This is a genomic window from Streptomyces noursei ATCC 11455, from assembly GCF_001704275.1.
Taxonomy (GTDB): domain Bacteria; phylum Actinomycetota; class Actinomycetes; order Streptomycetales; family Streptomycetaceae; genus Streptomyces; species Streptomyces noursei.
In genome coordinates this window covers 6,821,537-6,848,291 of sequence record NZ_CP011533.1, presented here as the reverse complement: position 1 = coordinate 6,848,291, position 26,755 = coordinate 6,821,537, and the positions used below count along the sequence as shown (strand labels likewise).

At 73.2% G+C, this 26,755-nt stretch carries 21 protein-coding genes; 7 read left to right on the top strand and 14 right to left on the bottom strand.

Annotated features, from left to right (window positions below; all coding sequences use genetic code 11):
* Window positions 1-15: 15 nt before the first annotated feature.
* The 4 genes from SNOUR_RS29040 to SNOUR_RS29025 form a co-directional block, all read right to left on the bottom strand.
* On the bottom strand, window positions 16-3,105 hold the full coding sequence (locus SNOUR_RS29040) for an endo-alpha-N-acetylgalactosaminidase family protein (protein ID WP_067352743.1): 3,090 nt from the start codon (window positions 3,103-3,105) through the stop codon (window positions 16-18).
* 120 nt (window positions 3,106-3,225) lie between these two features.
* Complete coding sequence (locus tag SNOUR_RS29035; RefSeq protein WP_067352740.1) at window positions 3,226-4,374, bottom strand: sensor histidine kinase; 1,149 nt, start codon at window positions 4,372-4,374, stop codon at window positions 3,226-3,228.
* Between the two features lie 5 nt (window positions 4,375-4,379).
* Window positions 4,380-5,051: a response regulator gene (locus SNOUR_RS29030; RefSeq protein ID WP_067352737.1), complete on the bottom strand. Its 672-nt coding sequence runs from the start codon at window positions 5,049-5,051 to the stop codon at window positions 4,380-4,382.
* A gap of 110 nt (window positions 5,052-5,161) precedes the next feature.
* Window positions 5,162-5,971: a S1 family peptidase gene (locus SNOUR_RS29025; protein WP_067352734.1), complete on the bottom strand. Its 810-nt coding sequence runs from the start codon at window positions 5,969-5,971 to the stop codon at window positions 5,162-5,164.
* 269 nt (window positions 5,972-6,240) lie between these two features.
* On the opposite strand from SNOUR_RS29025, the gene SNOUR_RS29020 reads away from it, so the two are divergent.
* Entirely contained in the window at window positions 6,241-7,155 is a 915-nt protein-coding gene (locus SNOUR_RS29020) for a hypothetical protein (RefSeq protein WP_067352731.1), read from the top strand.
* Window positions 7,156-7,233: 78 nt separating this feature from the next.
* On the opposite strand, the gene SNOUR_RS29015 is transcribed toward SNOUR_RS29020, so the two are convergent.
* Window positions 7,234-7,929: an alpha/beta fold hydrolase gene (locus tag SNOUR_RS29015; protein ID WP_067352729.1), complete on the bottom strand. Its 696-nt coding sequence runs from the start codon at window positions 7,927-7,929 to the stop codon at window positions 7,234-7,236.
* Window positions 7,930-8,111: 182 nt separating this feature from the next.
* Here SNOUR_RS29015 and SNOUR_RS29010 point away from each other — a divergent pair, with 182 nt between their 5' ends.
* The 3 genes from SNOUR_RS29010 to SNOUR_RS29000 all read left to right on the top strand — a co-directional run bounded on the left by SNOUR_RS29010 (window position 8,112) and on the right by SNOUR_RS29000 (window position 10,628).
* Complete coding sequence (locus SNOUR_RS29010; protein WP_067352727.1) at window positions 8,112-9,155, top strand: LacI family DNA-binding transcriptional regulator; 1,044 nt, start codon at window positions 8,112-8,114, stop codon at window positions 9,153-9,155.
* Between the two features lie 393 nt (window positions 9,156-9,548).
* Window positions 9,549-10,046, top strand: a complete 498-nt coding sequence (locus SNOUR_RS29005) for a hypothetical protein (RefSeq protein ID WP_067352725.1) — start codon at window positions 9,549-9,551, stop codon at window positions 10,044-10,046.
* A 105-nt stretch (window positions 10,047-10,151) separates the two neighbouring features.
* Window positions 10,152-10,628 carry a PPOX class F420-dependent oxidoreductase gene (locus SNOUR_RS29000; protein ID WP_067352723.1) on the top strand — a complete coding sequence of 159 codons (477 nt, stop codon included), beginning with the start codon at window positions 10,152-10,154 and terminating at the stop codon, window positions 10,626-10,628.
* A 27-nt stretch (window positions 10,629-10,655) separates the two neighbouring features.
* Here SNOUR_RS29000 and SNOUR_RS28995 read toward each other — a convergent pair whose 3' ends face one another.
* A complete protein-coding gene (locus SNOUR_RS28995; RefSeq protein ID WP_067352721.1) occupies window positions 10,656-11,378 on the bottom strand; it encodes an SDR family NAD(P)-dependent oxidoreductase in 723 nt (240 codons plus the stop codon).
* Window positions 11,379-11,479: 101 nt separating this feature from the next.
* Here SNOUR_RS28995 and SNOUR_RS28990 point away from each other — a divergent pair, with 101 nt between their 5' ends.
* The gene (locus SNOUR_RS28990) at window positions 11,480-12,061 is read left to right on the top strand and encodes a MarR family winged helix-turn-helix transcriptional regulator (protein ID WP_067352718.1); all 582 of its coding nucleotides are present in this window, start codon (window positions 11,480-11,482) and stop codon (window positions 12,059-12,061) included.
* Here SNOUR_RS28990 and SNOUR_RS28985 read toward each other — a convergent pair.
* The gene (locus SNOUR_RS28985; RefSeq protein WP_067352715.1) at window positions 12,039-12,830 is read right to left on the bottom strand and encodes an ArsR/SmtB family transcription factor; all 792 of its coding nucleotides are present in this window, start codon (window positions 12,828-12,830) and stop codon (window positions 12,039-12,041) included. The two genes, SNOUR_RS28990 and SNOUR_RS28985, sit on opposite strands and share 23 nt — an antisense overlap.
* A gap of 67 nt (window positions 12,831-12,897) precedes the next feature.
* Between SNOUR_RS28985 and SNOUR_RS28980 the strand changes: the two genes are divergently transcribed.
* Window positions 12,898-13,464, top strand: coding sequence for a flavin reductase family protein (locus tag SNOUR_RS28980; protein ID WP_067352714.1), 567 nt, complete (start codon window positions 12,898-12,900; stop codon window positions 13,462-13,464).
* Window positions 13,465-13,615: 151 nt separating this feature from the next.
* Here SNOUR_RS28980 and SNOUR_RS28975 read toward each other — a convergent pair whose 3' ends face one another.
* The 3 genes from SNOUR_RS28975 to SNOUR_RS28965 form a co-directional block, all read right to left on the bottom strand.
* On the bottom strand, window positions 13,616-15,076 hold the full coding sequence (locus SNOUR_RS28975; protein WP_067352711.1) for a glutamate synthase subunit beta: 1,461 nt from the start codon (window positions 15,074-15,076) through the stop codon (window positions 13,616-13,618).
* Window positions 15,069-19,697, bottom strand: coding sequence for a glutamate synthase large subunit (gltB, locus tag SNOUR_RS28970; RefSeq protein ID WP_067352708.1), 4,629 nt, complete (start codon window positions 19,695-19,697; stop codon window positions 15,069-15,071). Before gltB ends, SNOUR_RS28975 begins: the two co-directional genes overlap by 8 nt.
* Window positions 19,698-20,042: 345 nt before the next feature.
* Complete coding sequence (locus SNOUR_RS28965; protein ID WP_067358910.1) at window positions 20,043-20,774, bottom strand: VIT1/CCC1 transporter family protein; 732 nt, start codon at window positions 20,772-20,774, stop codon at window positions 20,043-20,045.
* A 368-nt stretch (window positions 20,775-21,142) separates the two neighbouring features.
* Here SNOUR_RS28965 and SNOUR_RS28960 point away from each other — a divergent pair, with 368 nt between their 5' ends.
* On the top strand, window positions 21,143-22,432 hold the full coding sequence (locus SNOUR_RS28960) for an ADP-ribosylglycohydrolase family protein (RefSeq protein WP_174717910.1): 1,290 nt from the start codon (window positions 21,143-21,145) through the stop codon (window positions 22,430-22,432).
* Window positions 22,433-22,538: 106 nt separating this feature from the next.
* Here the strand turns inward: SNOUR_RS28960 and lgt are convergent, their stop codons facing one another.
* The 4 genes from lgt to trpB form a co-directional block, all read right to left on the bottom strand.
* Window positions 22,539-23,654, bottom strand: a complete 1,116-nt coding sequence (lgt, locus tag SNOUR_RS28955) for a prolipoprotein diacylglyceryl transferase (RefSeq protein WP_067352705.1) — start codon at window positions 23,652-23,654, stop codon at window positions 22,539-22,541.
* Window positions 23,655-23,761: 107 nt separating this feature from the next.
* Complete coding sequence (locus SNOUR_RS28950) at window positions 23,762-24,574, bottom strand: DsbA family protein (RefSeq protein WP_067358908.1); 813 nt, start codon at window positions 24,572-24,574, stop codon at window positions 23,762-23,764.
* 79 nt (window positions 24,575-24,653) lie between these two features.
* Window positions 24,654-25,484 carry a tryptophan synthase subunit alpha gene (gene trpA, locus SNOUR_RS28945; RefSeq protein WP_067352702.1) on the bottom strand — a complete coding sequence of 277 codons (831 nt, stop codon included), beginning with the start codon at window positions 25,482-25,484 and terminating at the stop codon, window positions 24,654-24,656.
* Window positions 25,484-26,746: a tryptophan synthase subunit beta gene (trpB, locus tag SNOUR_RS28940; RefSeq protein WP_067352699.1), complete on the bottom strand. Its 1,263-nt coding sequence runs from the start codon at window positions 26,744-26,746 to the stop codon at window positions 25,484-25,486. Before trpB ends, trpA begins: the two co-directional genes overlap by 1 nt.
* Between the last annotated feature and the right edge of the window lie 9 nt (window positions 26,747-26,755).

Here is a 26,755-nt window from a genome sequence, read left to right as displayed (position 1 = left end):
GGTTCACGCCTCGGTTCACGCCTCAGTGACGTGGAAGGCGTCGAGGACGAACTCGGCGGTGCCGTCGCCGCCGGTCTTGCGCAGGCCGACCCAGGCGTCGCCGCTCTGGGGCGCGGTGAACTCGTAGGCGAGGGTGGTGGGTCGGGTGGCGACGGGCAGCGGCTGCCGGCGCAGTTCGCGGGCGGTGGGCTCGTCGACGGCGGTGATCCAGGCGTACTGGCCGGCCTTCTCGTTCTCGTAGCGGAAGGTGACGCGGTAGCGGCGGCCGGGGGTGAAGCGGACGGTGTGCGGGACGGTGCGGTAGACCAGGCCGGTGTTCTCGCCGCGGGACTTCAGGGACTGGCCGCCGTCGATGACGTCGTCGATCGCCTTCCCATTCCAGCCGCGCTGGGTGTAGGGGGCGTGGCGCTGGGCGAGGTGGGTGCGGGGGTCGGTGGAGCCGCCGGCGTCGCCCTTGACGAACGGGCCCCAGCCCTGGGGGACGTGCGCGAAGTCTTCGTGGACGAGGGTGGCGGGGGTGCCGGGGGTGCCGGGCGGGGTGGTGGGTCGGGGCGCGGCGACGACGCGGACGTTGTCGAAGCGGATCCGGGCCCGGCCGGGGGCGGCGGTGAGGGCGAGGGTGGCGGGGCCGCCGCCGTCGGGCACGGTGAAGCGGGTGGTCATGCGCTGGAAGCGGGTGCCGGTCTTGCGGTCGGCGGCGACGTGGTTGGTGGCGGTGGAGGTGTCGGTCCAGTTGGTGGCGGTGACGCCGTCGGCGGTGCGGACCGTCAGGCCGGCGCGGCGCCGCTCCCCCGCCGTGGCGCCGACCTCGACCTGGACGGAGGCGGCGTAGTCGCCGGGGGCGAGGCGGGCCAGGCGTTGGGCGACGGTGGCGGCGGCGCCGGGGCCGATGACGAGTTCGTAGTCGCCGCGGTCGTTGATCTCGACGGTGGCGGGGCCGGTGGTCTGCCAGGCGGCGAGGTCGCCGGCGTGGAAGCCGGGGTCGGCCAGGGGGGTGCCCTCGCCCCAGTGGGGGTCGGGTGGGGTGGGGGCCTCGGTGCGGTAGACGACGTAGGCGGTGCCGGGGCGGGCGGTGAGGGTGATCTGCCCGTCGGTGACGGGGATCCGGGTCCGGTCGGTGCGGCCCTGGTCGGTGAGCCGGTAGGCGTGGACCGCAGGGGTGCCCGACCAGCCGCGGGGGAGCCGCCAACTGCTCTGTCCGCCACGGGGGTTGTAGTGGTAGAGCTTGGTGGGGTCGGTGGCGCGGCGGGGTTCCCAGGGCAGCAGGTAGCTGCCGCCGTCGTAGACGAGGCGGCCGTCGGTGGTGATGCGGCGGGTGCCGTCGGTGTCGGTGACGGCGGTGCGGGTGGGGCCCTCGAAGGTGATCTCGTGGTCGGTCCAGGTGCGGATGGGGTACGCCTGGAGGTATTTGGCGGGCAGGGCGTCGTTCCAGACGATGGTGTGGAAGGCGTGCCAGTCGTTCTTGCCGGTCCAGCCCTCGAAGTTGCCCATGCGGGGGGCGCCGAGGAGGGTGGGCCACTTGTCGGCGAAGACGTCCTTCTGGTGGTTGCGGAGGAAGCGGATGAGGCGGGAGTTGATGCCGCGGGAGGTGTCGGGGCCGTAGTCGGTCTCGTTGGCCCAGTGCGACCACAGGGCGGAGCGTTCCAGGCCGTGGCCCCATTCGGTGGCGATCTGCCAGCCCTGGTCGCGCAGATGGCGTTGGAGGCGGTCGGAGTTCCAGCCGGATTCGCGGAAGACGTCGAGGTAGACGGTGTTCAGGGCGGGGTCGGTCTCCTTGCGGAGCTGGGCGAAGCGGGCGGCGATGGTGCCGGCGGTCAGGTCGTGGCGGGCGTTGATCCGGTAGGACTGGTCGAGCCAGTCCCACTGCTTGTCGTCCTTGTCGACGAGCGTCTCAGAGAAGGCGTGCGCGACGGGGTAGGACTCGGTGGCGTTGACGTGGACGGCGAAGTCGCTGTGCCACTTCTTCCCGGCGCGGAGCAGGGTGTTGAGGTCGGCCAGGCCGCCGGCGCGCGCGTTGTAGTTGCCGCCGTAGTCGGGGTGGGCGGAGTCGTGGCCTTCGGACTGGTAGCCCTTGAGGAGGGTGAACTGGCGCAGGCCGTCGGTGGCCAGGGCGATCCGTTTGACGTTGTCGAGGGTGGCGAGGAACGGGTTGGTGGCCTGGCTGGCGAAGTTGAAGGGGATGTGCGGGACGACGCGGAGGTGCTGTTCGTCGGCGCCGAGCGGCTCGACCATGATGGCGCGCAGTGCGAGGGCGGCGTCCTGCCAGTCGGTGCGGCCGTCGCCGTTGCGGTCGCGGGTGAGGACGACGGTGGCGTACGGGAGGGGTTCGGTGGCGTCGGTGGGTTGGCCGGCGGCGCGGTGGGTCCATTGGCCGGGGGCGAGTTGGGCCTTGAGGTAGCCGTCGCCGCGCAGGGTCTGCCGCCAGAGTCGGCCGTTCTCCCAGCTGGTGGCAGCGGTGGGGGTGTCGTAGACGGTGTTGGTCTCGATGCCGGCGGCGAGCTGGTCGGTGGCGACGACGGCGTAGGCGCAGCCGGTGGGGGCGGGCTCGGCGGGGGTGTCGGGGGTGACGCGGACGAGGGTGTCGCCGCTGGTGGCCTTGTCGAGTTGGAGGCAGGCGGCGAGGAGGTGGGCGCCGGGTTGGTCGCTGCGGACGCTGAGCAGGGCGAGGCCGGGTATCTGGAGGGTGCCGACGCGCAGCGCGGGGGTGTCGTCGATGGCGGTCAGGCGCCAGGTGACCTGCCAGCCGTCGACGGCGATCTCGGCGGTGAGGGTGGTGCCGCCGTCGAGGGCGAGGGTGTAGGTGGCGCGGTCGGCGCGGGCCCGGTGGGTGACGCGGGGGGTGTGCGCGGTGCCGTCGACGAGGATCTGGGTGACGGGGGTCTCCTGGCCGTGCAGGACGGCGCCGGTGGCGCGGTCGGTGTAGGAGACGATGCGGGGGAAGGCGGGGTCGACGCGGACGTCCAGCGCGGTGGAGCGCAGGACCACCTCGCCGGCGCGCGGGGCGGCGGTCGCGGTGCGGCTGCCGAGGGGGAGGGTGGTGGCGACGCCGGCGAGTGCGGTGGCGGCGACGAGTTGTCTGCGGCTGGGCCCTGGCTGTGCGGTCACGCGCGTCCTCCTCGGTGGCGGTGCGGCCTGTCGGCGGACAGCGTGCGGGGCGGGCGGGGCGCAGGCCCATGGACTAAGGCGCGGGAGGTGTTGGACAGATGTGCGGCGGCGGTTGCGCGGTCAGGTGTCGTCCGGGCCGCTCGTGGGGAGGACGGCGACGACCTCCCAGCCGCCTTCGGGCGCGGGGCCGGCGGTGAGGGTGCCGCCGAGGGCCTCGGCGCGTTCGGTGAGGCCGGCCAGGCCGAAGCCTCCGCCGCGGGCCTGCTCGGACAGGCGCGCGGCGGCGCCGCCGTCGTTGGCGATGCGCAGTTCGGTGCCGTGGGGGACGGTGTGCACGGTGATCCGGACGGCGGTGGCGTCGGCGGCGTGCTTGCGGACGTTGGTGAGGGCCTCGCGGACGATGCGGGGGAAGGCGGCGGCCACCTCGGGGGGCAGGGTGCGGTCCAGGCCGGGTTCGAGGTCCAGGACGACCGGCGGGCCGGTGCGGGCGAACGTGTCGGCGAGGGTGCGGACCTCGGCGAGTCCGGCGACCGGGGCGGTGCGGGCCTCGCCCTCGCGCAGCACCCGCACCAGGCGGCGCATGGCGCCGAGCGCCTCGCCGCCGGAGGTCTCGATCCGGGCGAAGGCGGCGCCGGCCCGCGGCCCGTCGAGGGCGGTGAAGCGGGCGGCGCGGGCCTGGACGACGATGCCGGTGACGTGGTGGGCGACGACGTCGTGCAGTTCCCTGGCCAGTTCCAGGCGTTCGGCGTCGCGTACGGCGGCCAGGTCGCGCAGCCGGCCGGCGTCCTGCCAGCGCAGGATCAGCGAGTAGGCGGTGACGACGACGGTGAGGACGCCGTAGACGACGGTGAAGATGCCCATCCGGATGTCGCGCATGGGGGCCAGGACGCAGGCCAGGCCGAGCAGGGGGCCGAGGACGGCGGCGGTGCGGCCGGGGGCCCCGCGGACCACGGCGGTGAGCAGGACGAGCAGGGCGATGCCCTCGCCCAGGCCCCAGACCCGCAGGGCGTGCTGGCCGGCGATCAGGACGGCGGAGGCGGCCAGGGACACCGCGACCGCGATCCGGGCCCGGGTGGTGAGCGGGATCCGGCGGTAGGGGACGGCGCAGAGGCAGACCACGACGGCGGCCGCGACGACGACGGCGTGCGGGCGGGTGGGCTGTTGGGTGAGGACCACCGCCTCCACGCCGACGAGGAAGAGCAGGACCCCGGCGAGGGCGACCTTGGCTGCGGCGGCCTTGTGGGGGTGGCTGCGGGCCCACCCGGACATCGGGCTCATCCGCCGGTGGCCAGCCCGGTTTCCCAGGCCCAGGCGGCGATCTCGACGCGGTTGCGGGCGGCCAGCTTGGCCTGCACGTTGGCGAGGTGGGTCTTGACGGTGGAGAGCGAGACGAAGAGTTCGTCGGCGATCTCGGCGTTGGTGCGGCCGGTGGCCAGGGCGCGGACGACCTGTTCCTCGCGGTCGGTGAGCGGCTCGGAGGGGGCTTTGGCGGCGCGGCCGGCGGTGGGGGCCATCGTGCGCAGCAGCCGCAGGGTGATGGCGGGCGAGACCAGGGCGTCGCCGGCGGCCGCGGCGCGGACGCCCTCGACGAGCAGGGCGGGGCTGGCGTCCTTGAGGAGGAAGCCGCAGGCACCGCCGTGCAGCGCGGCGTGCACGTACTCGTCGAGGTCGAAGGTGGTGACGATGACGATCCTGGGGCGGTCGTGGTGCTCGGGGTGGGTGGCGGCGCGCTCGGCGAGCCGGCGGGTGACCTCCAGGCCGTCCGGTTCGGGCATCCGGATGTCGAGCAGGAGCACGTCGGGCTGGAGCCGTTCGACGGCTTCCAGGGCGGCGGCGCCGTCGGTGACGTCGTCGAGGACCTCGATGTCGGGCTGGCTCTCCAGGATCATCCGGAAGCCCGTCCGGACCATCTCCTGGTCGTCGGCGATGACCACGCTGATCGGCATGGCTCCATCGGACCCGGGACGGCCGGGGCCCGCAAGCCGCGGCGGCGGATGGCGGAGGGGCCGGGGCCCGGTGGTGTGCCCGGGCCCCGGCCGTCGGTGGTGCGGGCGGGTCAGCCGCCGAGCCCGGCAGCGGCCTTCTCGATGTCGGCCGCGAAGGCGCTCACCTCGGTGTAGACGCCGGGCTTGCCGGGGCGGGCGCAGCCCTCGCCCCAGGAGACGATGCCGACCTGGAGCCACTGGCCGGCGTCGTCCTTGCGGAACATCGGGCCGCCGGAGTCGCCCTGGCAGGTGTCGACGCCGCCGGTGTCGAGCTTGCCGGCGCATATCTCGTCGCCGGGCGTGAGGGAGTCGCCGTACGCCTGCTGGCAGGTGGCGTCGTCGACGAACGGGACGGTGGCCTTGAGCAGGTAGCGCTGCTGGTCGCCGCCTTCCTTGTCGGCGCCCCAGCCGGCGATGGTGAAGTCGCCCTTGTTGTAGGTGTCGTTCTCGGCGATCTTCAGGGTGGGCTGGTCGATGGGCTTGGCGAGCTTGATGAGGGCCCAGTCCTTGCCCTTGCCGTTGTAGCCGGGGGCCTGGAGGACCTGGGTGGAGTTGACCTTGACGGCGGCCGAGTCCTCCAGGTCGACGACGCCGCCGGTGGCGGTGATGGAGGTGTCGTTGCTGCTGCCGTCGACGCAGTGCGCCGCGGTGAGCACGATGTCCTTGGTGTAGAGGGCGCCGCCGCAGCCCATCGACAGCCGGACCATGAAGGGGAATTCCCCCTGGTCGGCGCGGGTGCCGCCGACGACGTGGGTGTGCACGGAGCCGCCGGGGGTGGGCGCGGGGGCGGCCTGCGCCGCGGCCGGCTGGAGGCTGACGGCGGCCAGGGCGATCGCGCCGGCGGCGGTGGTTCTCTTGAGGTGCTTCCGGGTGCTGCGCAACGGACTGTTCCTTTCGTGGGGGGTCGCGTAGCGCAATGACAGGGTCATGCCAACCCCAGCGCCGGGCATGGCCGTCGCAAAATGCGCACGGACGACGGCAGCACACCGCAAAGCCTTCGGGCATCCAGGCAATGAACCCGTAAAGCGCCCTGTGATTATGTGGAGTGGGGGATCAGAGTGACAAGGGTCAACATCCGGCCAACTCCCCTACCCCATACGCCCCGTACGCCCCGTGCCGTCGGCCCGGGCGCCGGTCGTACAGTGTCCGGATGACCACCGGCGGCAGCGGGATCGCACACGGCTTCCCCCATCTCGACACGGTCCGCGCGGCCCTCACGGCGCTCTTCCGGCGCCTGTCCCACGACACCGTGAGCACCTTCCCCACCAGCGTCCTCCCGGTGGACGTCGCCTTCGACGACACCGAGGACGTGCACCTGGGCGCGCAGCGGATCGCCCGCGCCATGGTCCGCCAGCTGCACCTGCCGGACGCCCGGATCGTGATCACCTTCCGCGAGATGGAGCACGCCGCGACCGTCGAACTGACCGCGGGACCGGAGTACTTCGTCGAGCTCAACGACCGCTTCCGGCGGCACCGCAAGGACATCGGCGCCGCCCTCGCCCACGAGGTGACCCACGTCTGGCTGCACCGGCTGGACCTGTCCTTCCCCGGCACCCGCGACAACGAGATCCTCACCGACACCGCCGCCGCCTACCTCGGCGCCGGCTGGCTGCTGCTGGACGCCTACCGCGAACACGGCCCGTTCTCGCAGAAGTTGGGCTATCTGACGCCCGAGGAGTTCGGCTACGTACTGGCCAAGCGCGCCGACTTCTTCGCCGAGGACCCGGCACCGTGGTTCACCAGCCCGCAGGCGTACGACGCCTACACCGCCGGGCGGGCGCGGGCCCGGCAGGACGCCCGCCGGCCACCGCTCGCCGGCGCCGGCTGGGCCGCCCGGCTCCGCTACGCCAAGGACCGCCGCGCCGCCCAGGACCCGCACCGCACCGCCGGGCCCGCCGCCCGCCCCGGTGACGGCTACGCCTTCGAGCCCGCCGCCGGCGCCGGGGCGCCGCTGCGGGTGTCGTTCCCCTGTCCGACCTGCTGGCAGCGGATCCGCGTCCCGGTCCGCGGCCACCTCCAGGCCCGCTGCGGCCTGTGCAAGACCCTGCTGGACTGCGACACCTGACGGAGCATCACCCCGGCACCCCGGCACCCCGGTACCCAGGTACCCCGACGCCCCGGGCCCGCCGGACGGCCCGCGGGATCAGATCCAGCCCTCCAGCCCGGCCAGGAACCCCGGCAGGTCGTCCCGGTGGATGGTGTGCCCGGCACCGTCCACCGTGCGCACCTCGAAACCGCGGCCGGCGAGCTCCTTGCCCGCCTCCTCGCTGAAGAGGAACCCCTTCCCCGCGATCTGCACCAGCGACGGCACCACCGGCCGCTCCGGCGTCCGGTCCCGCAGCCCGCCGCCGGACAGCGCCAGCGCCGTCCCGGTGTCCCAGTCCGCGAGGGTGGCCAGCTCGATGTCGACGTCGACGTCGTCCCAGCGCGGGTTGAAGTACCGCACCACGGTGGGGTCGGCGTTCTTGAACGTCACGAACACGGCCGGGTCCACGGTCTGCCGCGCGCCCGTCAGCGACCACGCCGGATCGCTGTAGATCACGCGCCGCGGCCGCAGCCGCTCGACCGCCAGGGACAGCGCCAGCCCGCCCAACGAGTGCCCCAGGGCGACCTCGACGCCGACCGGCAGGGTGTCCACCAGGTCGTCGGCGAAGAGCTCGGGGCCGTAGTCGCCGCGCGGGCTGCGGCCGTGGCCGCGCAGATCGACGGCGATGACGCGGTAGCCCCGCTCGGCGAGGGCCGGGCCGACCCGGTGCCAGGTGCGGTGGTCGGACATGATCCCGTGGATCAGCACCGCGATCCGCTCACCGGCGCCCCACTCGTGGGTGTGCAGCTGCATCCGTGCCCCTCTTCCGCTCGTCTCCCACCCGCGCCGGGCGCCGGTGCGCCGCACGTCGGGCTCCAGCGGCCGTCCGGCACGGCCGCGCGAGCGACCGAAGTTACACGTGTCAGTCGTCGGGAGAGCGTAAGCGGTGCCACACACCGCCGGCCCGCATCCGCTGTGCGAGGATGCCCCCCAGCATGACCGACCCAGCCGGCCCCGAGGCCACCCCAACGCCCCCGACCAGCACGGCCGTTGCCCGCCGTGCCGGGGTGTCGCGCGCGACCGTCTCGTACGTGCTCAACGGCCAGGCCGCCGGGCGCGTCGGGGCCCGCACCCAGGCCCGGGTGCGGGCCGCCGCCGAGGAGCTGGGGTACGTGCCGCACGCGGCGGCGCGCAGCCTGCGGGCCGGCCGGGGCCGGATCGTGCTGCTGGCCGCACCGGCCGACGCGGTGCCCGCGTTCGGCCCGCTGTTCGCCGACTTCCTGGCCGGGTTCCAGACCGCGCTGCACCACCTGGGCTACACCGGTGTGCTGCACGGCGCGCCCGCCGACTCCCCGCTGGCCGCCGCCCGCGACTGGGCCGAGCTGCGGCCCGCCGCCGTACTGGCGCTGCACGGACCGCCGTTGGACGCCGCCGCCGTCGAGGTGCTGAAGCGGTCCGGGACCGCGGCGGTGCTCACCACCGGCCCGCAGGCGCCGCCCGGCGCCCACGCCCTGCTGCTGGACCAGCGCGAGGCCGGCCTGCGGGCCGGTGCGCACCTGATGGCCGCGGGCCGCCGTCGGATCGGGGTGGTGCTCCCGGCCGATCCCCGCCTGACCGCCTTCGCCGAGCCGCGGCTCGCCGGCGTACGGGACGCGGCCGCCGCACACCCCGGCGCCGAGGTCCGTCCCCTGGTCCTGGCGCGCACCGAGGAGTCCGCGGCCCGGCTCGCCGCACGGTGGCCGGCGCTCGACCTGGACGCGGTGTTCGCCTACAACGACGAGTACGCGATGCTGCTGCTGCGCGCCCTCCAGGACGCCGGCCACGCCGTGGGCGCGACCCCGGGGCGGATCGCGGTGGTCGGCGCGGACGACCTGCTGCTGGCCCGGCTGCTGCGCCCCCGGCTGACCACCGTCCGGGCCGAGACCGCCGCCCCGGACCGGATCGCCCATCTGGTCGACGCCCTCGTCCGGGAACCGTCCGCCCCCTCGGCCGCCCACCGACTGGGAACCTTCCACCTCGTGCCCCGCGACTCGGGATGACGCCTCGTCACATGCGGTGAATGGCATGGCGATTGGGCCTTCGAGCTGGCGACCGCGTGGCGCCCGCCCCGCCCACCCTCACCGCCAGTCCGCCTCCGGGACGGCCGTGGCCAGTACGGCGCGGGCGCCGGAGCGGATCGGCGTCCCGTGCGGGACGCAGACCGTGTCGAGGCAGTCGAGGGCGGCCATGATCACAACGCTGATCGCCGGAGGTCCGCGGCCCGGAGCTTTGCGCCGTGGCCGGATCGAGCGCACGGCGTGACGGGCGACGGCGAGAAGTCCGGCGCGCAGCGCCGTCATCTTCGGGGCGGGGGGGGAGGTCGGGTGACGGGAGGGAGGAACCCCTCGTGCCCCTGGCGCGTCCCATCCGCGACCGACCCGAGGAGGCACGTCATGCCGCACACCGTCCACCGCACCCGCCCGCGCACCCGTGCGGCCGCCCTGGCCGTCTCCCTCGCCGCGGCCGGCGCCGTCGCGCTCTCCGGCTGCGGCCGGGCCACCCAGGCGGTGCACACCTCTCCGCCGCAGCACACCCCGGACGCCTTCGACCAACGGGCCGCGCAGATCGTCCGGGACTGGCCGAAGGTCTCCCCCGTCCCCGGCCGCCAGGAGGCGCTGCTGCCGCTGGCCGGCGCCGAGCGCCCCAAGAGCCCGGACGCCAGGGAGTTCACGGTGACCGTCGGCCACAGCGCCTGCGACGCGGGCTACGGCGCCCGGGTGCGGGAGTCCAAGGAACTGGTCGTGGTCTCGGGGTGGGGCAGGAAGAAGAGCCCCGAGGGGATGTGCACCGAGCAGTTGGCCACGGACCGGGCGAAGATCCGGCTGGACGGCCCGTTGGCGGGCCGCACGGTGGTGGACGCGGCCACCGGCAAGCGCCTGCTGGCGGGCTGACCACGACGGCCGGACACCACGTCCCGCTCCGGCCCGATCGGGGGGACACCCCGGGGAACGCCGCGCGGCGGACGGGAAGGTGACGACAGGCCCTAGGCTCGCGCCATGAGCCCTTCCATCGCCACCACCACCCGTGTCGAACTGTCCGAGCTGCTGGAGTTCGTCCGCCCGCGGCACCGCGCGATCCTGCTCACCCGCCGTTCCGACGGCACCCCGCAGGGTTCGCCGCTGACCTGCGGAGTGGACGACTCCGGTCGGCTGGTGATGTCGACGTACCCGGAGCGGGCGAAGGTCCGCAACGTCCGCCGGATCCCGTCGGTCAGCGTGCTCGTGCTGTCCGACGAATGGACCGGGCCGTGGGTGCAGGTCGACGGCGAGGCCGAGGTGATCGACGCCCCGGACTCCATCGAGCCGCTGGTCGAGTACTACCGCAACATCGCCGGCGAGCACCCGGACTGGGACGAGTACCGTGCCGCGATGCGCAAGCAGGGCAAGTCCCTGATCCGGGTGACGCCGCGGCGCTGGGGCCCGATCGCGACCGGCGGCTTCCCGGCCCGCCTGGTGGCCGGCGACGGCGCCTGACGGGCCGGTCGTCGCGCCGGCCCGGCATCAACGGGTGGGGTGTGCGCCCCCGTTGACGTTCAGCACCTGACCGGTGATGTGCCGGGCCGCCGGCGACGCCAGGAAGGCGACCGCGCCGGTGATGTCGTCCAGGGCGCCGGGCCGGCCGGTGGCGGTGGCCGCGATCAGGCGCTCCCGGCGCGCGTCGGCGAGCTGGTCGCGGAAGAACTCGGTGCCCGCGATGTAGCCGGGCGAGACCACGTTGGCGGTGATCCCGCGCGGGCCGAGGGTACGGGCCAGGTCGACGTTCCAGGAGGCGAGTCCGGCCTTGGCCGCACCGTAGGAGCCGGAGCCCTGGTCGGCGGCGATGGACCCGATGTGGATCACCGCGCCGTTGGCCGCCAGCCGGTCGTCCACGGCCCGGGTGGTCAGCGCGGCGCTGAGCAGGTTGGCGTCGAGGTTGGCGCGGAAGTCCCGGGCGTAGGAGGCCAGGTCGGTGGCGCCGTCGGCGTCGAAGTCGGTCTGGCCGCCGGCGTTGTTGACCAGGACGTCGAGGCGCTCGGGCAGTTCGGCGGCGAGCCGGTGGAGCGCCGCGGGGTCGGTGTGGTCGCAGACCGCGGCGGTCACCCCGGTGAGGGCGTCCGCGGCGTCCTTGAGCGGGCCGGGCCGCCGGCCGGTGATGACGACGCGGTCGCCGTGGGCCGCGAAGTGCTCGGCGAGGGCGCGTCCGATGCCGGTGCCGCCGCCGGTGATCAGGATGGTGCGTGCCATATGCTGGGCTCCGTCCGTGATTTTTAGGTCTAAATGCATAGCTCGCAACCCTGCGTTCAGAGCTAAATTTAGACCTGAACATAACACTTCCAGGAGGTCCGGTGGCAAGCGAACCCCAGGCGCGGGACGGCGACGACCGCCCGGCACCCCCCGACTCCGCCTATCCCGTGGAGGAGATCGCCGCCGCCTGGCAGCGCGAGCGCCCCGGCACGCCGGTCTCCTCCATCGGGATCGTCACGCCCATCTGGCGGCTGGCGAAGCTGCTGGGCGACGACCGGCGCCGGGTGCTCAACCGCGCCGGGGTGGACATCGCCACCCTCGACCTGCTGAGCGTGCTGCGCCGCAGCGGCCCGCCGTACACCCTGAGCACCCGGGAGTTGAGCCGGCGCTCCATGGTCACCGCCGGGGCGATCTCCCAGCGGGTGGCCCGCGCCGAGCGCGAGGGCCTGGTCACCCGCCGACCCGGGGAGGGCCGCCCGCGCAGCGTGCTGGTCGAGCTGACCCCGACCGGCCACGACGTCGTCGAGTCCACCGTCGACCAAGTACTGGGCCGCGAGGCCGAGTTGCTCCAGGCGCTCTCCCCCGAGCAGCAGGAGCAGCTGACCGGGCTGCTGCGGATCCTCCTCCTGGACGTCCAGCACCGCCTGGGCGACGACCGGATCACCCAGGTCGGCGAGGACTGACCTCCGTGCGGTCGCGCGGAGGCGGGGTCGCCGGCGTGGGCGTGAGCACCTCGTCGGGCAGCCCCAGCCGCTCCCGGAAGGCGGCCCTGCCGACCTCGGTGACCGCGAGGATGCGGCTGGCCGGGGCCTTGATGATCCAGCGGTACTCCCGCGCGTGCCGGTAGAGGGCGGCGCCGACCGCGCCGGACAGGTGCTGGCGGCGCGAGGTCCAGTCCAGGCAGGTGCGCACGTGCGCCCGGTGGGCCGGCGACTGGCCGGCGTGCGGGATGCCCAGGTCGGCCAGCCACTCGGCGCCGGCGGTGGTCAGCTCCAGCCCGTACTCCCGCACCAGCAGGCCGCGTTCGAGCATGGTCTCGGCCAGGGCCACCCCGAGCGCCCCGGCGATGTGGTCGTAGCAGGTGCGGGCGTGGTGCAGGGCCCGGCGGTGGTTGGCCTCGGCCAACGAGCGGATCCGCACCTGGCGGTAGGGGGCGAGCCCGGCGAGGTTCTCCAGGGTCTCCGCGGTGTCCGGCCCGGCCAGTCTGACGTAGCGCCGGCGCCCCTGTCGCTCCTCGGCCAACAGGCCGCCGGCGACCAGGAGGTTGAGGTGCTCGGTCGCGGTGGACGGCGCCACCCCGGCGTACTCGGCCAGCTCGCCGGCGGTCCAGGTGCCGCCGTCGAGCAGGGCGATGCAGATGGCGGCGCGGGTACGGTCCGCGAGCAGCGCCGCGAGGGCGGCCAGATCGGGAGTTTCCGCAGTGCTTTCGTGATCGGCGTCCCATCGAATCATGTGCAGAGCGTAATCACATATAACACTTCGGTGAGCGCCGAATCGTCCGGCTTCTATCCTCAGGAGTATGAAATCCGCGCTGGAGAAAAGCAGTTCGGTCGTGCCGGCGCTGCTGTCCACGGAGAACGACGACGGGACGTTCGTGCTGGTCGCGCTGCAGATCCGGTGGGATCTCGGGCCGGTGGTGAGCGTCTGGCTGCCCGCCCGGGGGCGCACCGCGCAGAACCTCGCGGTACGCCCCGACGTTGTCTTCAACCTGCCGCCCGAAGGGGCCGCGGCGCAGGAGGGGGCGGAAGGCGGCGCCGAGCAGGAGGCACCGTGGACGGAGCCGTCCGAGCTCGTCCGGCCGCCCCGACTGGCGCACTGCCCGGTGCAGTTGGAGGCCCGCCGGGTCGGTGAGCGGACGATGACCGACGGCGCCTGGACCCAGATCGAGGCGCAGGTGCTGCGGGTCCATGCGGACCCGCGCTGGGTGCTGCCGCTGGGCGACGGCAGCATCGACGTATCGGCCTGGCGGGCGCCGGTGCACGACTTCCGGCCGCCGGTCACTCCCCCGCCGGAGCCCGTCCCGGTGCCCGCCCGGGAGATGGCCCGGCAGTTGGGGCGGCGCTTCCCCACCCAGCGGGACCGCTAGGGCCTGTCGTCCCGTCGGCCCCGGAAAAGACAGCGCGGCGCCTGCCCTCCGGTCGGGGTGGAGGGGACAGGCGCCGCCGTACGGGGGCCGGGCTCTCACCCGGTCCCCGTGCCTCCGTACGACGCTGTACGGGACATCCGGTGACGGACGCTCACACCGCCAGGGCGCGGTCCGTCGGCTTGATCGGAGCCGGCAGGGCGCTGGCTCCGGTGAGGAAGCGGTCCACACCGCGGGCGGCGGAGCGGCCCTCGGCGATGGCCCACACGATCAGCGACTGGCCGCGACCGGCGTCACCGGCGACGAAGACACCGGGGACGTTGGTGGCGAAGTCCGCGTCGCGGGCGACGTTGCCGCGCGCGTCCAGCTCCAGGCCGAACTGCTCGACCAGGCCGTTCTGCTGGTCGGTGCCGGTGAAGCCCATCGCGAGGGTGACCAGCTGGGCCGGGATCCTCCGCTCGGTGCCGGGCTTCTGCTCCAGCTTGCCGTCCTTGAACTCCACCTCGGTCAGGTGCAGCCACTGGACGTTGCCGTCCTCGTCGCCCTCGAAGTGGGTGGTGGAGACGGAGTAGACCCGCTCGCCGCCCTCCTCGTGTGCGGAGGTGACCTTGTAGAGCATGGGGAAGGTCGGCCAGGGCTGGCCCGCGTTCCGCTCCTCGCCGGGCCTGGGCATGATCTCCAGCTGGGTCACCGACGCCGCGCCCTGGCGGTGCGCGGTGCCGACGCAGTCCGCGCCGGTGTCGCCGCCGCCGATGACGACCACGTGCTTGCCCTCGGCGCTGATCGGCGCGACCGTCAGGTCGCCCTCCTGCACCTTGTTGGCCAGCGGCAGGTACTCCATGGCGAAGTGGATGCCGTTCAGCTCACGGCCGGGCACCGGGAGGTCGCGGGAGGTGGTGGCGCCGGCCGCGACGACCACCGCGTCGTAGCGCTTGCGGAGCTTGGCCGCGTCGATGTCCCGGCCGATCTCCACCTCCGTGCGGAACTTGGTGCCCTCCGCGCGCATCTGCTCGATGCGGCGGTTGATGTGCCGCTTCTCCATCTTGAACTCGGGGATGCCGTAGCGGAGCAGACCGCCGATGCGGTCCGCGCGCTCGTACACGGCGACGGTGTGGCCGGCGCGGGTCAGCTGCTGGGCGGCGGCCAGGCCGGCCGGGCCGGAGCCGATGACCGCGACGGTCTTGCCGGAGAGCCGCTCCGGCGGCTGCGGGGTGACGTCACCGGTCTCCCACGCCTTGTCGATGATGGAGACCTCGACGTTCTTGATGGTGACCGGCTGCTGGTTGATGCCCAGCACGCAGGCCGCCTCGCAGGGCGCGGGGCACAGCCGACCGGTGAACTCCGGGAAGTTGTTGGTCGCGTGCAGCCGCTCGCTGGCCGCGGTCCAGTCCTCGCGGTAGGCGTAGTCGTTCCACTCCGGGATGAGGTTCCCGAGCGGACAGCCGTTGTGGCAGAACGGGATGCCGCAGTCCATGCAGCGCGACGCCTGCTTGGTGATGATCGGCAGCAGGGAGCCGGGCTGGTAGACCTCGTTCCAGTCCTTGACGCGCTCCTCGACGGGGCGGGTCTTGGCGTGCTCGCGCTCGTGGTTCAGGAAGCCCTTGGGGTCAGCCATTGGTCGCCGCCTCCATCATCTTCTCGTGGGTCTCGGACTCGGAGAGCCCGGCTCGCTCGGCGGCGTCCTTGGCGGCGAGCACTGCCTGGTAGGTGGCCGGGACGACCTTGCGGAAGCGGGCTGCCGCCGCGTCCCAGTCGGCGAGGAGCTTCTCGGCGACGGTGGAGCCGGTCTCCTCCTGGTGGCGGCGCACGACATCGTGCAGCCACCGCTTGTCGGTGTCGTCGAGCGGGCGGACCGCGTCGGCCAGTTCCTTGTTGACGTTGTCCGGGTCGAGGTCGATGACGTAGGCGGTACCGCCGGACATGCCCGCCGCGAAGTTGCGGCCGGTCTCGCCCAGGACGACGGCGTGGCCGCCGGTCATGTACTCGCACCCGTGGTCGCCGACGCCCTCGGAGACCACCGTGGCACCGGAGTTGCGGACGCAGAACCGCTCGCCGACCCGGCCGCGCAGGTACAGCTCGCCGCCGGTGGCGCCGTAGGCGAGGGTGTTGCCGGCGATGGTGGAGTACTCGGCGAGGTGGTCGGCGCCGCGGTCCGGGCGGACCACGATCCGGCCGCCGGACAGGCCCTTGCCGACGTAGTCGTTGGCGTCGCCCTCCAGGCGGAGGGTGATGCCGCGGGGCAGGAACGCACCGAACGACTGGCCGGCCGAGCCGGTGAAGGTGAGGTCGATGGTGTCGTCGGGCAGGCCCGCGCCACCGAACTTCTTGGTGACCTCGTGGCCGAGCATGGTGCCGGCGGTGCGGTTGATGTTGCGGATCGCGACCTGGGCGCGGACCGGCTGGGCGGCTTCGGCGGTGTCCGCGGACAGCGCGTCCGCGGCGAGCTTGATCAGCTCGTTGTCCAGCGCCTTCTCCAGGCCGTGGTCCTGGGTGGTGATCTGGTGGCGGACCGCGCCCTCGGCCAGGTCGGGGACGTGCAGCAGCGGGGCGAGGTCCAGGCCCTGGGCCTTCCAGTGGTCCACCGCCCGGGCGACGTCCAGGACCTCGGCGTGGCCGACGGCCTCGTCCAGGCTGCGGAAGCCCAGCTCGGCGAGGAGCTCGCGGACCTCCTCGGCGATGAACTCGAAGAAGTTGACGACGAACTCGGCCTTGCCGCTGAACCGCTCGCGCAGCACCGGGTTCTGGGTGGCGATGCCGACCGGACAGGTGTCCAGGTGGCAGACGCGCATCATGACGCAGCCGGAGACGACGAGCGGCGCGGTGGCGAAGCCGAACTCCTCGGCGCCCAGCAGCGCGGCGATGACGACGTCGCGGCCGGTCTTCAGCTGGCCATCGGTCTGCACCACGATGCGGTCGCGCAGGCCGTTGAGCAGCAGGGTCTGCTGGGTCTCGGCCAGGCCGAGCTCCCAGGGGCCGCCGGCGTGCTTCAGCGAGGTCAGCGGGGAGGCACCGGTGCCGCCGTCGTGGCCGGAGATGAGGACCACGTCGGCGTGCGCCTTGGAGACGCCCGCCGCGACCGTGCCGACGCCGACCTCGGAGACCAGCTTCACGTGGATGCGGGCGGCCGGGTTGGCGTTCTTCAGGTCGTGGATGAGCTGGGCGAGGTCCTCGATGGAGTAGATGTCGTGGTGCGGCGGCGGCGAGATCAGGCCGACGCCGGGCGTCGAGTGACGCGTCTTGGCGACCCACGGGTAGACCTTGTGGCCGGGCAGCTGGCCGCCCTCGCCGGGCTTGGCGCCCTGGGCCATCTTGATCTGGATGTCGTCAGCGTTGACCAGGTACTCGGAGGTCACGCCGAAGCGGCCGGAGGCGACCTGCTTGATGCTGGAGCGGCGCGCCGGGTCGTACAGGCGCTCCGGATCCTCGCCGCCCTCACCGGTGTTGGACTTGGCGCCGAGCTGGTTCATGGCGATCGCGAGGGTCTCGTGGGCCTCGCGGGAGATCGAGCCGTAGGACATCGCGCCGGTGGAGAACCGCTTGACGATCTCGGAGGCCGGCTCGACCTCGTCCAGGGGGATCGACGGGCGGTCCGCGGCGAAGGAGAACAGACCGCGCAGCGTCATCAGCCGCTCCGCCTGCTCATTCACCCGTTCGGTGTACTGCTTGAAGATGTCGTAGCGGCGCGCCCGGGTGGAGTGCTGGAGCCGGAAGACGGTCTCCGGGTCGAAGAGGTGCGGCTCGCCCTCGCGGCGCCACTGGTACTCGCCGCCGATCTCCAGCGCGCGGTGGGTGGCGGCGATGCCGGACGCCGGGTACGCCTTGGCGTGCCGGGCCGCGACCTCCTTGGCGACGACGTCCAGGCCGGCGCCGCCGATCTTGGTGGCGGTGCCCTGGAAGTACTTCGCGACGAACTCGTCGTCCAGGCCGACGGCCTCGAAGACCTGCGCGCCACGGTAGGAGGCGACGGTGGAGATGCCCATCTTGGACATCACCTTCAGGACGCCCTTGCCGAGCGCCTTGATCAGGTTCTTGATGGCGGTGTCGGCCTCCAGGCCGGGCAGGAACGTGCCGGCGCGGACGAGGTCCTCGACGGACTCCATCGCCAGGTACGGGTTGACCGCGGCGGCGCCGTAGCCGATCAGCAGCGCGACGTGGTGCACCTCGCGGACGTCGCCGGCCTCGACCAGCAGCCCGACCTGGGTGCGGGTCTGGGTGGCGATGAGGTGGTGGTGGACCGCGGCGGTCAGCAGCAGCGACGGGATCGGCGCGTGCTCGGCGTCCGAGTGCCGGTCCGAGAGCACGATCAGCCGGGCGCCGTCGGCGATGGCGGCGTCGGCCTCGGCGCAGATCTCCTCGATCCGGGCGGCCAGCGACTCACCGCCGCCGGAGACCCGGTAGAGGCCGGCGAGGGTCACGGCCTTCATGCCGGGCATGTCGCCGTCGGCGTTGATGTGGACGAGCTTGGCCAGCTCGTCGTTGTCGATGACCGGGAACGGCAGGGTCACGCTGCGGCAGGAGGCCGCGGTGGGCTCCAGCAGGTTGCCCTGCGGGCCGAGGGAGGAGACCAGGGAGGTGACGAGCTCCTCCCGGATGGCGTCCAGCGGCGGGTTGGTGACCTGCGCGAAGAGCTGGGTGAAGTAGTCGAAGAGCAGCCGGGGGCGCTCGGAGAGCGCGGCGATCGGCGAGTCGGTGCCCATCGAGCCGATCGGCTCGGCGCCCGCCTTGGCCATCGGGGCGAGGATGACCCGGAGCTCTTCCTCGGTGTAGCCGAAGGTCTGCTGGCGACGGGTGACCGAGGCGTGGGTGTGCACGATGTGCTCGCGCTCGGGCAGGTCGGCCAGGTCGATCAGGCCGGCGTCCAGCCACTCCTGGTAGGGGTGCTCGGCGGCCAGCTGGGCCTTGATCTCGTCGTCCTCGATGATGCGGTGCTCGGCGGTGTCGACGAGGAACATCTTGCCGGGCTGGAGGCGGCCCTTGCGGACGACCTTGGCCGGGTCGATGTCCAGGACGCCGACCTCGGAGGAGAGCACGACCAGGCCGTCGTCGGTGACCCAGTAGCGCCCCGGGCGCAGACCGTTGCGGTCCAGGACCGCGCCGACCTGGGTGCCGTCGGTGAAGGTGACACAGGCCGGGCCGTCCCAGGGCTCCATCATCGTGGAGTGGTACTGGTAGAAGGCCCGCCGGGCCGGGTCCATGGCGGTGGCGTTCTCCCACGCCTCGGGGACCATCATCAGCACCGCGTGCGGCAGCGAGCGCCCGCCGAGGTGGAGCAGTTCCAGGACCTCGTCGAAGGAGGCGGAGTCGGAGGCGTCCGGGGTGCAGACCGGGAAGAGCCGGTCGAGGTTCTCGGGGGCCCCGGCGCCGAACAGCGCGCTGGCCAGCTGGGACTCGCGGGCGCGCATCCAGTTGCGGTTGCCCTTGACCGTGTTGATCTCGCCGTTGTGGGCGACGAAGCGGTACGGGTGGGCCAGCGGCCAGCTCGGGAAGGTGTTGGTGGAGAACCGCGAGTGGACCAGGGCGACGGCGGTGGCGAACCGGCGGTCGGACAGGTCCGGGAAGAAGGGCTCCAGCTGGCCGGTGGTCAGCATGCCCTTGTAGACGATCGTGCGGGCGGACAGCGAGGGGAAGTACACCCCGGCCTCCCGCTCGGCGCGCTTGCGCAGCGCGAACGCCTTGCGGTCCAGCGCCAGCCCGGTGTCCCCGCCGTCGGCGACGCCGCGCCGGTCCGCGACGAACAGCTGGGAGAACGCCGGCATGGTGGCGCGGGCGCCGTTGCCCAGCAGCTGCGGGGCGACCGGAACGACCCGCCAGCCGAGGACCGTGAGGCCCTCCTCACCGGCAAGCGTCTCGATCCGTGAGACGGCGTCGGCCGCCTCGTGGGCATCGGAGGGCAGGAAGGCGATGCCGGCGGCGTAGGAGCCGGCCGCGGGGAGCTCGAAGGTGACCTCTTCGCGAAGGAACGCGTCCGGGATCTGGAGCAGGATGCCCGCGCCGTCGCCCGAGTCGGGCTCGGAGCCGGTGGCGCCGCGGTGCTCCAGGTTGGTCAGCACCGTCAGGGCCTGTTCGACCAGGGCGTGGCTGGCCTCACCGGTGAGGGTGGCCACGAAGCCGACGCCGCAGGCGTCGTGCTCGTTGCGCGGGTCGTACATCCCCTGCTGGGCGGGGCGCCCGTCCATGGGCGACCAAGCGGCGGCGGCGCTGCTGGTGGTCGCGGAGTGCGTGGACGCGAAGCGCATCGGCTCTCCCAACGTCGTCAGTGGCAATGGGGGTCCCTCCCAGGCCCTTGAGGCCCGGGGGAATTACCGAGGGACGACGTTGGCCCTCCGCGAAATTTCGTGCAGGTTACAGGATGGCTCGCTTCTCGAAAAGCGGAAGATGCCTTCCAGCATTCGGACACCGCACCGGCGATGAGCCGGGATATCTGGGTGTGCGGACGGCCGCTTCTTCTCGGACTGGGAGCCGCCCTCTGCGGCGGCGTTCGGCGGGCGACATTGCCCGCGACGCCAGGGCCTTATGCCCGGTCGTCAACAAACCGAAACCGCTCGGTAATGCGGCCATGATGCGGTCGCCCGAATGGGACGTCAACCCATCACCGTTCCGAACAGCGCGCCGAGGCCGTACGTCACGCCCGCCGCGGCGCCGCCCAGAGCCAGTTGACGCAGCCCGCTGAACCACCACGAACGGGCCGTCACGCGCGCCACCACGGCGCCGCAGCCGAAGAGCCCGAGCAGCGCCAGCAGCACCGCCGGCCAGAGCGCGCTGGCCCCCAACAGGTAAGGAAGGACAGGCAGAAGCGCGCCCAGAGCAAAGGAACCAAAGGAGGAAACGGCGGCGACGGCCGGAGAAGGAAGGTCCGACGGATCGATTCCCAATTCCTCGCGCGCATGGATCTCCAGCGCCTGCTCGGGGTCGCGGGAGAGCTGTTCGGCCACCTTCCGGGCGAGCTCCGGCTCCACCCCACGGGACTCGTAGAGGGCCGCCAGCTCCTCCTGCTCGTCCTTCGGGTGCTTGCGCAGTTCGGCCCGCTCGATGTCCAGCTCCGCGACCACCAGCTCACGCTGCGAAGCCACCGAGGTGTACTCCCCCGCGGCCATCGAGAACGCGCCGGCCGCCAGCCCCGCCAGGCCGGTGATCACGATCGTCTGCTGCGACACCGCGCCGCCGGCCACTCCCGTCATCAGGGCGAGGTTGGACACCAGGCCGTCCATCGCACCGAAGACCGCGGGGCGCAGCCAGCCACCGTTGACATCACGGTGGGTGTGGTTGTCGCGGTGCGCCACGTGCGTCGGCGCGGCCGTGTCCATGATCTCCATGACCGACATATCGAGACCTGCTCCCTGCTCTGCGAGGTGTGGGCCGATGGCGGCTCTTCCCCCTCCAACGCCTCGAAGTTATGCGCGAATTGCCCTCCTCCGCTAGCAAGGAAGGCCGAACTTACCCCGCTGACCTGCGGTTTTGTCGGAGCGAGGGGCTTGTGATCTGGATCACGAGGGCTTCCGGCGGCCATGGGGCACCGCCCGGCACGGTCGACCGGGTGACCCTGCCGCCCCGGACAGGAGAGCCGGACCGCCGCGGGGGACGGATACCGGGATGCCGGGCCGTGCGACGGCCGCAGCCGGCCCCTCCGGCCGCACCGCCCGCACGCCCTCCCGCCCCCTCGATCCCGTGAAAGGACTCCCCGATGACGGACGCCACCACCCTCGCCACCGCGACGCAACCGGACCCGGAACCACCGGACCCGGCCCGGCCCCCGGCGCCGTACGACGACGCCCCGGCGGCCGGGCCGGCCGCCCCGCCGCCCGAGGTCCCCCAGCTGGAGGACCGGGCGGCCGGCGCGCTCGTCGGGGCCGCGGTCGGCGACGCCCTCGGCGGGCCGGTCGAGGGTCTGACGCCGGAACAGATCGTGGCCCGGCACGGCGGTCGGATCGAGGGCATCGTCGGGCCGTTCCACGCGGACTGGCGCACCGCCCGGCCGCTCGCGCCGTACCACAAGGGCGACGGCCACATCACCGACGACACCCTGATGACCCATGCGCTGGTCCGGGTCTACGAGACGGTCCGCGACCACCTCGACGCCTACGACGTCGCCGACCACCTCGTCCCCGACCTGATCGGCACGCCCCGCTGGATCCCCGAACTGGAGGCCGAGGCGCTGCCGTTGCAGCGGATCTTCCTCGCCGAGAAGTGGATCGTGGCGCGGCTGCACTACGGGCACGCCGATCCGCGCGAGGCCGGCGTCGGAAACATCGTCAACTCCGGTGCGGCGATGTACATGACGCCGGTCGGCGTGGTCAACGCCGGTAATCCGGACCGGGCTTACGCCGAGGCACTGGACATCTCCGCCGCCCACCAGTCCTCCTACGGCCGGGAGGCGGCCGGGGTGTTCGCCGCCGCGGTGGCCGCCGCGTTCCTGCCGGACGCCACCGCGGCCTCGGTCGTCGGGCACGCGCTGCGGCTGGCGAAGGACGGCACCCGGGCGGCGATCGAGGCGGTCTGCGACGTCGCCGCGCCGCACACCGACTACGAGTCCGCGCTGGTCCCGCTGCGAGCCGCGGTCGCCCCGTTCGACACCGTCGGCCCCGACTACCGCGAACCGTCGCTGGGTGCCCGCCGGCCCTCCCGGCTGCACGCCGTCGAGGAACTCCCCATCGCCCTGGGCATGCTGCTGGTCGCCGACGGCGACTACCGGGCCACCGCGCTCGGCGCGGTCAACTACGGGCGCGACTGCGCCGCCATCGCCACGATGGCCGGTGCGCTCGCCGGCGCCCTCCGCGGCGCGGCGGCGGTGCCCGCCGAGTGGAGCACCGAGGTCGCCCGGGCCAGCCGGCTCGACCTGCACGCCCCGGCCACCGCGCTGGCCGCCGTCACCCGCGAGGTGTTCGCCCGCGACCGGGCCCGGCAGCTGCGCCATGAGCAGGCGTTCTGCGCCATCGCGGCGCGGACGGCGCCGACCGAGGCCAGCGGGCGCTGACGGCGCGCCGGCCGGCGTCCGCCGCCGGAAACGGCGGAGCGCCGGGCGGTCCCGCGGTGAACGGGTCCGCCCGGCGCTCCGGTCGGTGGGACGGCCTTCGTCGGCGTCAGGGCTTCGCGCCGCCGGCGCTCCCGGCGGCCTCGGCGGAACCGGACGCGGAACCGTCGGCACGCTCGGCGCCGGTCGCGTCCTCGCCGTTCCCGTCGGCGGCCGCGGAGCCCTTGGCGTCCTCCTCGGCGGCCTCGCCAGCCCTATCGCTCTTGTCGGCGGCCTTCTCTGGCTTCTCCGACTTCTCGGCCTTCTCGACCTTGTCAGCCCTGCCAGCCTTGTCGGCCTTGTCCAGCTTGACGCCCTTGTCGGCTCCGGCGCCCTCGGCGCCGTTCCGGGCGCCCTCGCCGAGCTGCCACTCCGGCTCGACGATCTCCTCGCGGCCCGGGGCCTTCTTCGCCGAGACGACCATGTAGACGACCGCCAGGACGAAGACGATCAGCGCGGTCCAGACGTTCAGCCGCATGCCCAGGATGTGGTGCGCCTCGTCGACCCGCATGTACTCGATCCAGGCGCGGCCCGTGCAGTAGGCGGCGACGTAGAGCGCGAAGACCCGGCCGTGGCCGAGGCGGAAGCGCTTGTCCGCCCAGATCACCAGCGCCGCGACGCCCAGGCACCACAGGGACTCGTAGAGGAACGTCGGGTGGTAGGTGCCGCCGATCCTGCCGATGGCCGGGTCCGGGTCGATCTTCAGCGCCCACGGGAGGTCGGTGGGCTTGCCGTACAGCTCCTGGTTGAACCAGTTGCCCCAGCGGCCGATCGCCTGCCCGATGGCCAGGCCCGGCGCCAGCGCGTCGGCGTAGGCCGGCATCGGGATGCCCCGGCGCCGGCAGCCGATCCAGGCACCGAGCGCGCCCAGCGCGACCGCGCCCCAGATGCCGAGGCCGCCCTGCCACACCTTGAAGGCGTCGATCGGGTTGCCGTTCTTGCCGAAGTACGGCTCGTACGTCGTGATGACGTGGTAGAGACGGCCACCGACGAGGCCGAAGGGCACCGCCCACACGGCGATGTCGGCGACGGTGCCGGAGCGGCCGCCGCGCTGCACCCAGCGCCGGTTGCCGAGCCAGACGCCGACGAACACGCCGATGATGATGCAGAACGCGTAGCCGCGCAGCGGGATCGGGCCGAGATGGACGACACCGATCGGCGGGCTGGGAATGAATGCGAGGTCCATGGCAGGACCGACGCTACCGCGCCGGGCCGGGTTGACGGCAACCCGGCCCGGCAACGGCTGCGTAACGACCCCGTCCGGGCGTCGGCCCGTACCGGCCGCCGGGCGGGTCAGCCCTTGCCGGGCTGCTTGCCCTTGTTGGCGTCCAGAACCATCTTCTTGAGCTCGGCCGGGGTGACCCGGCCGCCCTGGACCTGGGCGAGGTCCTTGCCGTTGAGCAGGACGGTCGGGGTGCCGCGGAACCCGGCGCTGGTGAACGCCTCGTTGGACTTGCGGACGAAGGCGTCGTACCGGCCGTCGTCGACGCACTTGGTGAAGGCGGGCGACGCCAGGCCGCCGACCTTCCCGGCCAGCTGGATCAGGTACTTCTTGTCGCTGAAGCGGTCCTGCTGCTCGGGCGGCTGGTGGGAGTAGAGGACGTCGTGGTAGTCGCGGAACTTCCCAGCGTCCTGGGCGCACAGGGCGGCGTTGCCGGCGTTCAGCGAGCCGGAGCCGCCGGTGTTGCCGTCGATGAGGGTGGCGAGGTGGTACTCCACCTTGAGCTGGCCGGAGTCCTGGAGCTGGTGGATCACCGGGCGGAAGCCGGTCTCGAACTGCTGGCAGGCCGGGCAGCGGAAGTCCTCCCAGACCACGAGGGTGGAGTGCGCGCCGGGCGCGCCCACCGGGACGGCGGGCTTGTTGCCGTCGCTGGCCTTCTTGGGGAGGGCGAACGCGGTCTCGGCGGTGCTGCCGGACCCGCCGCCGGAGGACACCCACACGGCGACCCCGCCGGCCACCGCGAGCGCCGCCACCACCGCGCCGCCGACGACGGCCTGGCGGACCCGCCGGGCGCGCGACTTCTCCTTGATGCGCTGGGCCTGCAGCCGCTCGCGGGCGCTGCTCGTTCCGTCACGGTTCTGGCCGTCTTGGTTCTTCTGGTTCACGCCCGTGGACAACGAAGCGGAGGGGCGCAGTCGCACCCCTCCGCTCCGAGGTTCGCTCGATCGGACGATCCCGCCGGGGTCAGTCCCGGGTCGCGCCGCGCCGGCGCACGCCGTCGCCGAGTTGGCCGGCGAGGGTCCGCACCGCGGCGAGTCCGGCGTCAATGTCGCCGTCGGCCGCCAGCAGGCACTTGACGAACGCCGAGCCGACGATCACACCGTCGGCGAAGGCGGCCACCTCACGGGCCTGCTCGGCGTTGGAGACGCCGAGTCCGACGCAGACCGGCAGGTCGGTGGTGGCGCGGGTGCGGGCCACCAGGTCCTCCGCCTCGCGGCCGACGGACGCGCGGGTGCCGGTGACGCCCATCAGGGAGGCGGCGTAGACGAAGCCGCTGCCGGCCGCGGTGATCTTGGCCAGCCGCTCGTCCCGGCTGCTCGGCGCGACCACGAAGACGGTGGCCAGGCCGTGCTGCTCGGCGGCCTTCCGCCAGACCTCGGACTCCTCGACCGGGAGGTCCGGCAGGATGCAGCCGGCGCCGCCCGCCTCGGCGAGGTCGGCGGCGAACCGCTCGACGCCGTAGCGGTCGACGGGGTTCCAGTACGTCATGCAGAGCACCGGCGCCCCGGTGGCGGCGTGCACCTCGCGGACCGTGCGGAGCACGTCGGTGATCCGGATGCCGGCGCGCAGCGCGATGTCGTCGGCGGTCTGGATCACCGGGCCGTCCAGGACCGGGTCGCTGTGCGGCAGCCCGACCTCGACGATGTCGCAGCCGCCGTCCAGCATCTCGGTCATGGCCCGGATGCCGCCGTCGATGGTGGGGAAGCCGGCCGGGAGGTAGCCGACCAGCGCGGCCCGGTCCTCGGCGCGGGCCTGCGCCAGGACGGACGTCAGGAGTTCGATGTTGCCCGCCATCACTTGTCCCCCTCGCCGGTCTGGTCGTCGTTGCCGTAGAGCCCGAAGTAGCGGGCGGCGGTGTCCATGTCCTTGTCGCCGCGCCCGGAGAGGTTGACCAGCAGCAGGCCGTCGGGGCCCAGCTCCCGGCCGACCTCCAGGGCGCCGGCCAGCGCGTGGGCGCTCTCGATGGCCGGGATGATGCCCTCGGTGCGGGACAGCAGCCGCAGGGCCTGCATCGCCGCGTCGTCGGTCACCGCGCGGTACTCGGCGCGGCCGACGTCCTTGAGGTAGGCGTGCTCGGGGCCGATGCCGGGGTAGTCCAGGCCGGCCGAGATCGAGTACGGCTCGGTGATCTGGCCGTCCTCGTCCTGGAGGACGTAGGAGCGGGAGCCGTGCAGGATGCCGGGGGTGCCCTCGGTGAGGGTGGCGGCGTGCTCGCCGGTCTCGATGCCGTGGCCGCCGGGCTCGCAACCGATCAGGCGGACGCCGGTGTCGGGCAGGAAGGCGTGGAACAGGCCGATGGCGTTGGAACCGCCGCCGACGCAGGCCAGGGCGGCGTCCGGCAGCCGGCCGGTGCGCTCCAGGATCTGACGGCGGGCCTCGACGCCGATGACCCGGTGGAAGTCGCGGACCAGGGCCGGGAAGGGGTGCGGGCCGGCGACCGTGCCGAAGAGGTAGTGGGTGCGGTCGACGTTGGCGACCCAGTCGCGGAACGCCTCGTTGATGGCGTCCTTGAGGGTGCGGCTGCCGGACTTCACGGCGATGACCTCGGCGCCGAGCATCCGCATCCGGGCGACGTTCAGTGCCTGCCGCTGGGTGTCGACCTCGCCCATGTAGACGGTGCATTCGAGGCCGAAGAGGGCGCAGGCGGTGGCGGTGGCGACGCCGTGCTGGCCGGCGCCGGTCTCGGCGATGACCCGGGTCTTGCCCATCCGCTTGGTGAGCAGCGCCTGGCCCAGCACGTTGTTGATCTTGTGGGAGCCGGTGTGGTTGAGGTCCTCGCGCTTGAGGAACACCCGGGCCCCGCCGGCGTGTTCGGCGAACCGGGGCACCTCGGTGAGCGCGCTGGGCCGGCCGGTGTAGTTGACCATCAGGTCGTCGAGCTCGGCGGCGAACGCGGGGTCCGCCTTGGCCTTCTCGTACTCGGCGGCGACCTCGTCCACCGCGGCGACCAGCGCCTCGGGGATGAACTTGCCGCCGAACGCGCCGAAGTAGCCCTCGGCGCTGGGCACTTGACCTTCCGTATCGGGAAGGAAGAAACGGGAACTTTCGGAGGACATCTGGGCACT